The organism is Sphingobacterium sp. B16(2022), assembly GCF_012030425.1.
Classification (GTDB): Bacteria; Bacteroidota; Bacteroidia; order Sphingobacteriales; family Sphingobacteriaceae; genus Sphingobacterium; species Sphingobacterium anhuiense.
Genome location: NZ_JAAUVN010000006.1, coordinates 1 through 13893 on the forward strand (window position 1 = coordinate 1; position 13893 = coordinate 13893).

General features: G+C 37.3%; 9 protein-coding genes and 1 tRNA gene. All 10 read right to left on the minus strand.

The genetic code is table 11. The features are described from left to right. Positions 1 to 1004: 1004 nt before the first annotated feature. The 10 genes from rpoC to tuf all read right to left on the minus strand — a co-directional run bounded on the left by rpoC (position 1005) and on the right by tuf (position 13860). Positions 1005 to 5282 (minus strand): DNA-directed RNA polymerase subunit beta', encoded by a 4278-nt coding sequence (rpoC, locus tag HCX49_RS22370; RefSeq protein WP_132773509.1) that lies wholly within the window; start codon positions 5280 to 5282, stop codon positions 1005 to 1007. A gap of 74 nt (positions 5283 to 5356) precedes the next feature. Continuing rightward, a complete protein-coding gene (rpoB, locus tag HCX49_RS22375; RefSeq protein ID WP_132773507.1) occupies positions 5357 to 9166 on the minus strand; it encodes a DNA-directed RNA polymerase subunit beta in 3810 nt (1269 codons plus the stop codon). 169 nt (positions 9167 to 9335) lie between these two features. Then, the gene (gene rplL, locus HCX49_RS22380) at positions 9336 to 9707 is read right to left on the minus strand and encodes a 50S ribosomal protein L7/L12 (RefSeq protein WP_021191047.1); all 372 of its coding nucleotides are present in this window, start codon (positions 9705 to 9707) and stop codon (positions 9336 to 9338) included. Between the two features lie 80 nt (positions 9708 to 9787). Next, complete coding sequence (gene rplJ, locus HCX49_RS22385) at positions 9788 to 10306, minus strand: 50S ribosomal protein L10 (protein ID WP_132773505.1); 519 nt, start codon at positions 10304 to 10306, stop codon at positions 9788 to 9790. Positions 10307 to 10308: 2 nt separating this feature from the next. Further along, positions 10309 to 11007: a 50S ribosomal protein L1 gene (gene rplA, locus HCX49_RS22390; protein WP_021191049.1), complete on the minus strand. Its 699-nt coding sequence runs from the start codon at positions 11005 to 11007 to the stop codon at positions 10309 to 10311. Positions 11008 to 11029: 22 nt separating this feature from the next. Beyond that, on the minus strand, positions 11030 to 11473 hold the full coding sequence (rplK, locus tag HCX49_RS22395; protein ID WP_021191050.1) for a 50S ribosomal protein L11: 444 nt from the start codon (positions 11471 to 11473) through the stop codon (positions 11030 to 11032). Between the two features lie 186 nt (positions 11474 to 11659). Continuing rightward, positions 11660 to 12205, minus strand: coding sequence for a transcription termination/antitermination protein NusG (nusG, locus tag HCX49_RS22400; protein ID WP_132773503.1), 546 nt, complete (start codon positions 12203 to 12205; stop codon positions 11660 to 11662). Between the two features lie 18 nt (positions 12206 to 12223). Continuing rightward, entirely contained in the window at positions 12224 to 12418 is a 195-nt protein-coding gene (gene secE / locus HCX49_RS22405) for a preprotein translocase subunit SecE (protein ID WP_031288930.1), read from the minus strand. A gap of 19 nt (positions 12419 to 12437) precedes the next feature. Next, positions 12438 to 12508 (minus strand) — tRNA-Trp (locus HCX49_RS22410). Between the two features lie 164 nt (positions 12509 to 12672). Then, complete coding sequence (gene tuf, locus HCX49_RS22415; RefSeq protein ID WP_132773501.1) at positions 12673 to 13860, minus strand: elongation factor Tu; 1188 nt, start codon at positions 13858 to 13860, stop codon at positions 12673 to 12675. Between the last annotated feature and the right edge of the window lie 33 nt (positions 13861 to 13893).

Consider the following 13893-nt stretch of genomic DNA (forward strand, 5'->3'; position numbering starts at 1 on the left):
TTCCGTTGGGACTGCAAAGGTAGAAATCTTTTTGGTTTCTCCAAAATAAATGTGAAAATTTATTTTTTTTGTTTTCCTGCTGTTTCTGCGTTTAACCTGAATTAAACCCTTCTTTTTTCAGTGCCTCACCTTTCGGATCAGCCGTTCCTCCCTTGCGGAGTGGTGCAAAGATAGCACCTTTTTATAATCACTTCCTAATCTTTTTTCGCTTATTTCTAAATAATAAGGTTAACTAACTGTAACATTGGGTGATTCATTTATAAGCTATAGATCTATAGCAAGACATCTGGAATAAAAAAGGACTGATTCCTTCTTTTACAAGGTATTTTTGACTGCTATACTTGAACTCCATTTCAATAACTAATTGCTGCAATCCCATAATATATATTGGTATAATGCTCAAAAAAATATTCGCTAATCTGAGAAAAACAATGATTCGCGCCCACTACAGACGTGCTCAGATAAGCATTTAATGCAGATCTTTTATAATTAACGGGAAATAGCCGATCATTTAATAGGGAATGTACATTTCAGTAGTCTAACTTTTAGCACCCGATATGTGGAGCATCAAAAGATCTTCACTTACATCTTATCCGTAACAAAAACCTTTACGTAATGAACGAAAATCTTATCTGGAACGCACATCGATTTATCAAATGCAGCATGTCGTGCTATTTTCTTGAGTCTCCCGCCCTGCTCAACCACTCCCGATGAAGACTATTTTATCTAAACATTCGAACTGGTGTTGAACGATCATCAACACTAAGCCGTTAACCTCTGTTGCTACTGAATTCAGTATACTATGCTTAGATTGAGGCTTTGCTGATGTTTCTCAAAAAGTAGTAAATGCCTATTCACCAAGAGGTAACTGAAACCAAATAGCATTCATTCTTTAACAAGGTTAAAACTACAACAGGCATATATACAAGAGTCGCAGTATAATGTTAAACAAAAAAAGGGTTGCAAATAAAATCTGCAACCCTTTTACGTATTATTAAAAATTATTAATCTTCTTCTTTCGAAGCTAATAATTGATCATATTCTTCACGTGAACCAACGATAATATTACCGTATTGACGAAGACCTGTACCTGAAGGGATCAAGTGACCCACAATTACATTCTCTTTCAATCCTAATAAATTATCACGTTTACCTGCAATAGCTGCTTCGTTCAAGACTTTAGTAGTCTCTTGGAATGATGCTGCAGAGATAAATGATTTCGTTCCTAACGAAGCTCTAGTTATACCTTGTAATAAAGGACTTGAAGTTGCTGGAATAGCATCACGTACCTCTACTAGTTTTTGATCACGACGTCTCAAGCTTGAGTTTTCTTCACGTAATCTACGTAATGAAACGATCTGTCCTGGACGTAAGTCATTAGAGTCACCTGCTTCAACTACAACTTTCTTGTCGTAAAGTGAATCGTTTTCTTCCATGAAATCCCATTTGTTAACTGCTTCTTTTTCTAAGAAACGCGTATCTCCTGGATCTTCAATATTCACTTTCTGCATCATTTGGTGAACAATCGTCTCAAAGTGTTTATCATTAATTTTCACACCTTGAAGACGGTAAACCTCTTGAATACCATTTACGATATAATGCTGTACTGCTGAAGGACCTTTAATTGATAAGATATCTGCTGGAGAGATCGAACCATCCGATAAAGGCATACCTGCTTTAATAAAGTCATTATCCTGTACTAAGATATGTTTCGAAAGTGGAACTAAGTATTTCTTAATCTGGCCATCGCGTGACTCAATAGAGATCTCACGGTTACCACGTTTAACACCACCTAAAGTTACAACACCATCAATCTCAGTTACAACTGCTGGATTAGAAGGATTACGCGCTTCAAATAATTCTGTTACACGAGGTAGACCCCCTGTAATATCTCGCGTTTTACCTGTAGAACGAGGAATCTTAACCAAGATACCACCTTCTTTAACAGTTACACCGTCCGATACAGAAACGTGAGCTCCTACTGGAATGTTATATGTACGAATTACTTCACCTTTTTTATCTAAAATCTTAATAGCAGGATTCTTCGTTTTATCACGAGTTTCAATAATTACTTTCTCTTTGTGACCCGTTTGCTCATCTGACTCTTCGCGGAAAGTTACACCTTCAACAATTGCATCAAATTCAACTTTACCGGCAAACTCAGAGATAATAACAGCATTGTATGGATCCCATGATACTAATTTATCACCCTTAGCTACTTGATTTCCTTCTTCAACGAATAATTGAGAACCGTAAGGGATATTTTGTTGGAATACAACTTTTTTAGTTTCATCCAAAATTTTAATCTCACCTGAACGACCCAATACTACTTGATGCGTACCGTCTTCACCTTCTTGAGATACTGTACGTAGATTTTCAAATTCTACAGTACCAGCATATTTAGAAGATATTTGTGACTCAGCAGCAATGTTAGAAGCCGTACCACCGACGTGGAACGTACGAAGCGTTAACTGTGTACCTGGCTCACCAATTGATTGCGCAGCAATTACACCGACAGCCTCACCCAATTGAACACGTTTACCAGATGCCAAGTTACGACCGTAACAGCTAGCACATACACCGCGTTTACACTCACATGTTAATACAGTACGGATCTCAACACCCTCAATACCTGAAGCTTCAATACGTTCAGCAACAGCTTCTTCAATATCTTCATTTTCAGAAACGAGTAATTCACCTGTTTCAGGATCATATACATTGTACAATGAAACACGACCTAAAATACGATCATATAACGGTTCTACAACATCATCGTTATCTTTTAATGCAGTTGTGTAAATACCTCTTAAACCTCCACAGTCTTGCGTAATAACAATCATATCCTGTGCAACGTCATGTAAACGACGTGTTAAGTAACCCGCATCGGCAGTTTTCAATGCCGTATCGGCAAGACCTTTACGCGCACCGTGGGTAGAGATAAAGTACTCTAATACTGAAAGTCCTTCTTTAAAGTTTGATAAAATCGGATTCTCAATAATTTCACCACCAGCTGAACCAGATTTCTGAGGTTTAGCCATCAAACCACGCATACCACACAACTGACGAATTTGCTCTTTCGAACCACGCGCCCCAGAATCAAGCATCATATATACGGAGTTGAAACCTTGGTTGTCATTCGATAAGATATCCATTACGTGTGATGTCAACTTATTGTTGATACGTGTCCAGATATCGATAATTTGATTATAACGCTCGTTGTTAGTAATGAAACCCATGTTATAGTTATTCATTACTTCTTCAACTTCGTTAGTAGCTTGTTGAATTAAGTCAGTTTTAGCAGCAGGAATGTTCAAATCTTGCAAGTTAAACGATAAACCACCTTTGAAGGCCGTTTGGAAACCTAATTCCTTCATATCGTCCAAGAACTGTGCAGCACGAGCCATACCCGTAGTTTTCACAATTTCTCCAATGATATTACGCAAAGATTTCTTCGTTAATAACTCATTGATAAAACCTACTTCATGAGGTACAACCTGGTTGAAGATAACACGACCAACTGTTGTATCTAATAACGTATCAACAATACTACCGTCTTTTGTTCTGATTTTAGTTTTTACCTTAATAAAAGCATGCAAATCAATTTTCTTCTCATTTAAAGCGATAATTACCTCTTCAGCAGAATAGAAAATCATATCTTCACCATGAACGATATGGTCTGGTGTGCTCTTACGGCCTTTAGTAATATAATAAAGACCCAAAACCATATCCTGAGATGGTACTGTTACTGGAGAACCATTTGCAGGATTTAAGATATTGTGGGCAGCCAACATTAAAACTTGTGCTTCCAAAACTGCAGCATTACCTAAAGGTAAGTGGACTGCCATCTGGTCACCATCAAAATCGGCGTTGAACGCTGTACACACTAATGGATGTAATTGAATTGCTTTACCCTCTACTAAAGTAGGTTGGAAAGCTTGAATACCCAATCTGTGAAGCGTAGGTGCACGGTTTAATAATACAGGGTGACCTTTCAACACGTTTTCTAAAATATCCCAAACAACAGGATCTTTACGATCTACAATTTTCTTAGCCGATTTTACAGTTTTAACGATACCACGTTCGATCATCTTACGAATGATAAACGGTTTGTAAAGTTCTGCTGCCATATCTTTAGGTATACCACACTCGTGCAATTTCAAGTGAGGTCCAACGACGATTACCGAACGAGCCGAATAATCCACACGTTTACCCAATAAGTTTTGACGGAAACGACCTTGTTTACCTTTTAAGATATCAGATAATGATTTCAACGCACGGTTACCTTCAGTTTTCACTGCGTTAACTTTACGTGAGTTATCGAATAATGAATCTACAGCCTCTTGTAACATACGTTTTTCATTACGTAAAATTACTTCTGGAGCTTTGATTTCAATTAAACGTTTCAAACGGTTATTACGGATAATAACACGACGGTATAAATCATTTAAATCTGAAGTCGCAAAACGACCACCATCTAAAGGCACTAATGGACGCAATTCCGGTGGAATAATAGGAACGATTTTAACAATCATCCACTCCGGACGATTCTCAATACGGTCTCTAGAACCACGGAATGCTTCTACAACGTGAAGACGCTTTAAAGCCTCATTTTTACGTTGTTGAGAAGTTTCGTTAGCCGCTTGATGACGTAAATCATAAGATAATTTATCTAAATCAATACGTTTCAATAATTCTTCTAACGCTTCAGCACCCATTTTAGCAACGAACTTTTGAGGATCGTTGTCATCTAAATATTGATTTTCTTTCGGTAATGTATCTAAAATATCTAAATATTCTTCTTCAGTCAAGAAGTCCATATAGTTGATACCATCGTCCTCTTTAATACCAGCCTGAATAACTACATATCTTTCGTAGTAGATAATCATGTCTAGTCTCTTGGTAGGAAGACCTAATAAATAACCAATTTTATTTGGAAGAGAACGGAAGTACCAGATATGAGCAACAGGAACCACTAATGAAATGTGTCCCATACGCTCACGACGTACTTTTTTCTCCGTAACTTCAACACCACAACGGTCACATACGATACCTTTATAACGGATACGTTTGTATTTACCACAGTGACATTCATAATCCTTTACAGGACCAAAGATACGCTCACAGAATAAACCATCACGTTCTGGTTTGTAGGTACGATAGTTAATCGTTTCCGGTTTTACAACTTCACCACTTGAACGCTCTAAAATTGTTTCTGGAGACGCCAAGCTTACAGTAATTGATGTAAAGTTGCTTTTAATTTTATTATCTTTTTTGTAAGACATACTTATTCAAAAGTTAAAGCTTTATGAAGAAGTTTTAGTGATCATAGCGATCACTAAAACTTCACTTTGCTTAATTAATCCAATGTGATATCTAAACCTAAACCACGTAACTCATGTACCAATACGTTAAACGATTCTGGTACAGATGGAGTTGGTAAATTGTTTCCTTTTACGATAGCCTCGTAAGTTTTCGCACGACCAACAACATCATCCGATTTCACAGTCAAGATTTCTTGTAGGATATTAGATGCACCAAATGCCTCTAATGCCCAAACTTCCATCTCACCAAAACGCTGACCCCCGAATTGAGCTTTACCACCCAATGGTTGTTGTGTAATCAATGAGTATGGTCCGATCGAACGAGCGTGCATCTTATCATCAACCATGTGTCCTAATTTTAACATATAGATCACACCAACTGTAGTTGGTTGGTCAAAACGCTCACCCGTTAAACCATTGTACAAGTAAGTTCTACCTGAAGCAGGTAAACCAGCTTTAGCTACCCAGTCTTCTACCTCTTCTTTTTCAGCACCGTCGAAAATAGGAGTTGCAAATTTAACACCTAATTTTTGACCAGCCCAACCTAAAACAGTTTCGTAAATCTGTCCTAAGTTCATACGAGAAGGTACACCTAATGGGTTTAACACGATATCTACTGGTGTTCCATCATCTAAGAAAGGCATATCTTCATCACGTACAATACGTGCAACAATACCTTTATTACCGTGACGACCAGCCATCTTATCTCCTACTTTCAATTTACGTTTCTTAGCAACGTAAACTTTAGCCATTTGAACGATACCTGATGGCAATTCATCACCGACAGAAACTGCGAATTTATCACGTTTGAAAGCACCTAACTCTTCGTTTAACTTAATGTTATAGAAGTGTAAAGAAGCTTTAATCATTTCATTCTTATCTTCGTCAGTTGTCCAACCTGTAGGGTTGATGTTATTGTAGTCTAATTCAGCTAAGATTTTTTGTGTAAACTTAGCTCCTTTCGCTACTAATAATTCTTTATATACATTATAGATACCTTGAGCAGTTTTACCATTTACAACTGTAAACAATTTCTCTACTAAACGTTCTTTCAAAATCTTAACAGCTCTTTCATGTGCTGTTTCTAATTTCTCTAATGTTTTACGCTCAACTTCTTTTGACATTTTCTTAGCGCGTGCAAATAACTTCGTATCAATAACAACACCTTTCAATGAAGGAGAAGCTTTTAATGAAGCATCTTTCACGTCACCCGCTTTGTCACCAAAGATTGCACGTAATAATTTCTCTTCTGGAGAAGGATCAGACTCACCTTTTGGAGTGATCTTACCAATCAAGATATCACCGCCATTAACCTCAGCACCAATACGGATGATACCGTTTTCGTCTAAGTCTTTAGTCGCCTCTTCCGAAACGTTAGGGATATCTGCTGTTAATTCTTCTTCACCACGTTTTGTATCACGAACTTCCAATTCAAACTCTTCAATATGAAGAGAAGTAAACCAGTCTTCTTTTGCTACACGCTCAGAAATTACGATCGCATCCTCAAAGTTATATCCTTGCCAAGGCATGAATGCAACTTTCAAGTTACGTCCTAATGCTAATTCACCATTTTCAGTGGCATAACCTTCACATAATACCTGACCTTTAGTCACACGTTGCCCTTTACCTACAATAGGTTTTAAGTTCATACAAGTATTCTGATTGGTTTTCTTGAATTTGATCAATCTATATGTTTTCACGTCGTCATCAAATGACACTAAACGGTCATCATCAGTACGGTCGTAACGAATTTTAATCTCATCCGCATCTACATACTCAACTACACCATTACCCTCTGCATTAATTAATGTACGAGAATCTTTCGCAACACGGCCTTCTAGACCAGTACCTACGATAGGTGCTTGTGGACGTAAAATTGGAACAGCTTGACGCTGCATGTTTGATCCCATCAATGCACGGTTGGCATCATCATGCTCCAAGAAAGGAATTAATGAAGCCGCAATAGACGTAATCTGGTTAGGTGCAACATCCATATAATCCAAACGTGTAGGTTCGATTACCGGGAAATCACCAAAATATCTAGCTTTTACTTTAGCATCGATAAAATTACCATTATCATCATATTGTGCATTAGCTTGACCGATTGTTTTCTCATCTTCGTCCTCAGCAGATAAATAATGTACAGGTTCTTCAACCACAACACGACCATCTTCAACACGACGGTATGGCGTTTCGATAAAACCTAAATTATTAATCTTAGCGTGAACAGCTAATGACGAAATCAAACCAATATTTGGTCCCTCAGGAGTTTCGATTGTACACAAACGACCGTAGTGCGTATAGTGAACGTCACGAACCTCGAAACCAGCACGCTCACGAGAAAGACCACCTGGACCTAAAGCTGAAAGACGACGCTTGTGCGTGATCTCTGCAAGAGGGTTCGTTTGATCCATGAACTGTGATAACTGGTTAGTACCAAAGAAAGAATTAATAACAGACGATAACGTACGTGCATTAATTAAATCTGTTGGTGTGAAAACCTCATTATCACGAATGTTCATACGTTCACGAATAGTACGTGCCATACGAGAAAGACCTACTCCAAATTGCGCGTATAATTGCTCACCTACAGTACGTACACGACGGTTAGATAAGTGGTCAATATCATCCACCTCAGCTTTAGAGTTGATTAAGTTAATCAAATACTTCACGATAGCGATGATATCTTCACGAGTCAATACCTTCGTTTCATCAGGAGTATTTAATTTCAATTTACGGTTAATGCGGTAACGACCAACATCCCCTAAATCGTAACGTTTGTCCGAGAAGAATAAACGGTCGATGATACCACGAGCAGTTTCCTCATCAGGTGGTTCAGCGTTACGTAACTGACGGTAGATATGCTCTACTGCCTCTTTCTCAGAGTTAGACGTATCTTTTTGTAATGTGTTATATATAATTGAATAGTCCGCATTGTTAGATGCATCTTCTTTCGCTAAAATAATAGATTTTACTCCAGCATCGATGATCAAGTCAATGTGATCTTCTTCTAAAACAGTCTCACGTTCAAGTATGATTTCATTACGGTCAATAGATACAACTTCACCTGTATCCTCATCAACAAAATCTTCAATCCATTTTTTCAATACCCTTGCCGCCAAACGACGACCAACGTATTTCTTAAGACCAGATTTACTAACTTTTACTTCATCAGCAAGATCAAATAATTCTAAGATATCCTTATCCGAATCATAACCGATAGCACGTAATAAAGTAGTAACTGGGAATTTTTTCTTACGGTCGATATAAGCATACATAACGTTATTTACGTCAGTTGCAAACTCGATCCAAGATCCTTTAAAAGGAATTACCCTTGCAGAATATAGTTTAGTACCATTTGTGTGTCTACTTTGACCAAAGAAAACGCCAGGTGAACGGTGTAATTGAGATACGATTACGCGCTCCGCACCATTAATCACGAAAGTACCTTTCGGTGTCATATATGGGATAGTTCCCAAATATACGTCCTGTACAATAGTTTCGAAATCTTCGTGTTCTTCATCATTACATGATAACTTTAACTTCGCCTTTAGAGGAACGCTATAAGTTAACCCACGTTCGATACATTCTTGTATATCATAGCGAGGAGGATCAATAAAATAATCCAAAAACTCGAGCACAAAAATGTTTCTAGAATCAGAAATAGGGAAGTTTTCCGAGAATACCTTGAACAGCCCTTCCTGATGGCGGTTGTCAGAAGTAGTTTCTAATTGAAAAAACTCCTTGAAAGATTGCAATTGCACATCTAAGAAATCTGGATATTCCAGAACTTTCCTGCTTGTCGCAAAATTTACTCTTTCTTGTTGAATATTATTGTTTGCCAAGGGGATATGAATTTTAGTTTTAAAAAAACTGAGCTTAACTATGCTGTTATTACTACATCTCGACTATGTTCAGCACACACATAGACTAGTAGTCAAATATCATAAATAGGAATAGACTCTAACGAAAATACGTCAGAGTCTAAACCTTTTGAGGGCTTGTTAGCTAAGATTATTTAATCTCAACAACAGCTCCAGCTTCTTCTAATTGTTGTTTCAACGCTTGTGCTTCGTCTTTAGAAACACCAGTTTTAACTTCTTTAGGAGCACCGTCTACTAAATCTTTAGCTTCTTTCAAGCCTAATCCAGCTAAATCTTTTACTAATTTAACTACAGCTAATTTAGCACCACCAGCTTCTTTCAAGATAACATCGAAAGATGTTTTCTCTTCAGCAGCAGCAGCTTCAGCTGGAGCAGCAGCAACTGCAACAGCAGCAGCAGCAGGCTCGATACCGTACTCGTCTTTTAAGATATCAGCTAGTTCTTTAACTTCTTTTACTGTCAAGTTTACTAACTGCTCAGCAAGTTGTTTTAAATCTGCCATTTTATTTTGAATTTTTGAATGTCGTTATGAAAAATTGTTATTATTAATAGTACGAATGTTTTATTTTAAAAGAGTATTCGTTAACCTCTTTGCTCTAAAGCTTTTACTAAACCTGAAATTGTATTTCCACCCGATTGAAGAGCTGAAATAACATTCTTAGCAGGAGATTCCAATGCAGCGATAACGTCAGCGATGAGTTCATTTTTAGATTTAAGACTCACTAATGCTTTCAACTGATTGTCACCTACGAATGCAGTTTCTTGAATATAAGCAGCTTTTAACAAAGGTTTATCACCTTCTTTACGTAAAGCTTGAATTAATTTTGCTGGAGCATTTGCTACCTCAGAAAACATCATTGTAGATGCACCTTTCAATGCGCCAATAATTTCTTCTGAATCAACACCAGCTTCAATTAATGCTTTTTTGATTAAAGTGTTTTTAACAGCTTTAATTTCAATACCACCTTCGAAACACTTGCGACGAATGCCGTTCACTTTTTCAACCGATAATTCAGAAGTGTCAGTAATATAGAAATTACCGTAAGATTTAATCTGCTCGGCAAGAGCTTGAACAATTTCTTGTTTTTCTTCTTTTCTCATGATTAAATACCCGCTACTGATTTAGTCTCAATATGAATACCAGGACTCATAGTTGATGAAATGTGAATGCTTTTAAAGTATGTTCCTTTTGCTGCAGACGGTTTCAAACGAGAGATAGTTTGTAATACCTCTAATGCGTTTTCATAAATTTTGTCTGCATCGAACGACGCTTTACCAACTGAAGTATGGATGATACCAGTTTTATCAACTTTGAAATCAATCTTACCGCCTTTAACATCTGTCACTGCTTTACCTACTTCTGTAGTTACAGTTCCAGTTTTAGGATTTGGCATTAAGTTTCTTGGACCTAAAATACGACCCAATTTACCTACTTTAGCCATCACACTAGGCATTGTAATAATGATATCAACGTCAGTCCAACCGCCTTCAATTTTACTGATATACTCATCTAAACCCACGAAGTCAGCACCTGCTGCTTTAGCTTCTTCTTCCTTATCAGGAGTACATAAAACTAAAACACGTACAGTTTTACCAGTTCCGTGAGGTAAAGTTGCAATACCACGAACCATTTGATTTGCCTTACGGGGATCTACGCCTAAACGAACGTCGATATCCACAGAAGCATCGAATTTGGTCAATGAGATTTCTTTAACTAAAGCCGCAGCTTCTTTTAAAGAGTATGCTTTACCAGCTTCAATTTTGGATAGTGCCGCTTTTTGATTTTTTGTTAATCTAGCCACTTTTCTTAAATTGATTTCTTAATTAATTGTTCCAAGGAGCATTACCTGCTACAGTAATCCCCATACTACGTGCTGTCCCAGCTACCATTCTCATAGCAGCATCTAAAGTAAACGCGTTTAAATCTACCATTTTATCTTTAGCAATAACTTCTACTTGTTCCCAAGTAACTGAAGCTACTTTCTTACGGTTAGGCTCACCTGAACCGCTTTTTAAACCCGCAGTTTCTTTCAATTGAATAGCAACTGGTGGAGTTTTAATGATAAAATCAAAAGATTTATCAGCGTAAACTGTAATGACAACAGGCAATACTTTTCCTGGTTTGTCTTGCGTACGAGCGTTGAACTGTTTACAGAAATCCATAATGTTCACACCTTTAGCACCTAAAGCAGGTCCTACTGGTGGAGATGGATTCGCAGCTCCGCCCTTAACTTGTAATTTTACTAACGCACTGACTTCTTTTGCCATCTTGTTTTGAATTAAATTATTAAATGTTTGTTAGTAAGTTGGAAGCAAATAACGTAACATTTATTATTTCACCTGGTTATTAACTTGCGTTTAACCACCAAATGAGGTGCAAAGATATATAGAATTAAATCTATTTGCAAATTTATTTTAACATAAAAAGAGCAAAGTTGTGCTTTGCTCTTTTTATTATTCTTTTTCTACTTGCATGTAGTTTAATTCCAATGGTGTTTTTCTTCCGAAAACTTTCACCATCACAATCAGTTTTTTCTTATCTTCATGAACTTCTTCGATCTCACCTGTGAAACCATTAAATGGACCATCATTCACTTTCACTGTCTCACCAACGTAATATGGTACATTAATTGTCTCACCTTGCTCAGCCATCTCATCTACTTTACCTAGAATACGATTAACCTCAGCTTGGCGCAACGGAATAGCATTACCTGCTTTATCCCCTAAAAATCCAATGACACTATTAACTCCTTTTATAATGTGTTCCAACTCACCATCTAAAGCAGCCTCTAGCAAAACGTATCCAGGATAGTAGTTACGCTCTTTAGCCACTTTCTTTCCATCACGCATCAAATAGTACTTCTCCATCGGAATCAACACTTGAGTAATCAAATGCTCAATTCCTAAACGGCTAACTTCGGCATCGATATATTGCTTTACCTTCTTCTCCTTACCACTCACTGCACGAACTACGTACCATTTTAAACTTTGATCTGCCATAAATAATGTTTGATGAAATTAAGAAGCAATACCGTACAATAACTCTAATACGTTACTTGAAGCTTTATCCATTACAAAAACCAATAATGCTATTATAACAGAAGCAACAAGTACAATCACAGCGGAGTTCTGTAATTGACCCCAAGTAGGCCAAGTAACCTTCTCTGTAATTTCGACATAAGAGTCTTTAAAAAAATCAAGTACTTTTGCCATTTTCAGTTTATTTATTAAGCACGGGAACAAGGATTCGAACCCTGATCAAAGGTTTTGGAGACCTCTATTCTACCGTTGAACTATTCCCGTGTATTATCTTATTTTGATGATGCAAATATAGTGTTTTTAACTATTCCCTGCAAATTTTTTTAATCTTTTTTTATTGTTTTTTAATCAATATTTCAGACTGAAAAAATAAGCTAATCAGTATGAACTGATTAGCTTATTATATGTGATTCTAGAATCTTTAAAGACTATAAAATTTCAGTTACCTGACCAGCACCTACAGTTCTACCACCTTCACGGATAGCGAAACGTAAACCTTTTTCCATAGCAATAGCAGAGATCAACTTAACAGTAATCGTTACGTTATCACCTGGCATTACCATCTCAGTACCTTCAGCTAAAGTGATTTCACCTGTAACATCTGTTGTACGGAAATAGAATTGAGGACGGTATTTGTTAAAGAATGGAGTGTGACGTCCACCTTCAGCTTTTGATAATACGTAAACCTCAGCTTTGAAGTAATCGTGTGGAGTTACTGAACCTGGTTTAACGATAACCATACCACGACGGATATCAGTTTTCTCAATACCACGTAATAATAAACCTACGTTATCACCAGCCTCACCGTAATCCAAAATTTTACGGAACATCTCAACACCTGTTACTGTAGATTTCAAACCTTCAGCAGCACCCATACCTAAGATCTCAACTGGATCTCCAGAGTTGATTACACCTCTTTCAATACGACCTGTAGCTACTGTACCACGACCTGTGATCGAGAATACATCCTCTACTGGCATTAAGAAAGGTAATTCAGTTAAACGTGGAGGGATTGGAATGTAGCTATCAACAGCATCCATTAATTCCATGATTTTAGCAACCCACTCAGGCTCACCGTTAAGAGCACCTAAAGCAGAACCTTTAATTACTGGAACATCATCTCCTGGATAATCGTAGAATGATAATAATTCACGAACTTCCATTTCAACTAAATCTAATAATTCTTCATCATCTACTAAGTCAGTTTTGTTTAAGAAAACAACAATAGCAGGAATACCTACTTGACGACCTAATAAGATGTGCTCACGCGTTTGAGGCATAGGACCATCAGTAGCAGCAACTACGATGATAGCGCCATCCATCTGAGCAGCACCAGTTACCATGTTTTTCACGTAATCGGCGTGACCTGGACAGTCAACGTGTGCATAGTGACGTGAAGCAGTTGAGTACTCAACGTGTGCAGTATTAATAGTGATACCACGCTCTTTTTCTTCAGGAGCAGAGTCAATTGAATCAAATGAACGAGCTTCTGATAAACCTGCGTCTGCTAATACTTTAGTAATAGCTGCAGTTGTAGTAGTTTTACCGTGGTCAACGTGACCGATTGTACCAATGTTTAAGTGTGGTTTACTACGGTCAAATTTCTCTTTTGCCATGTTTATGCGAATTAGTAATTATAAATATTTCTA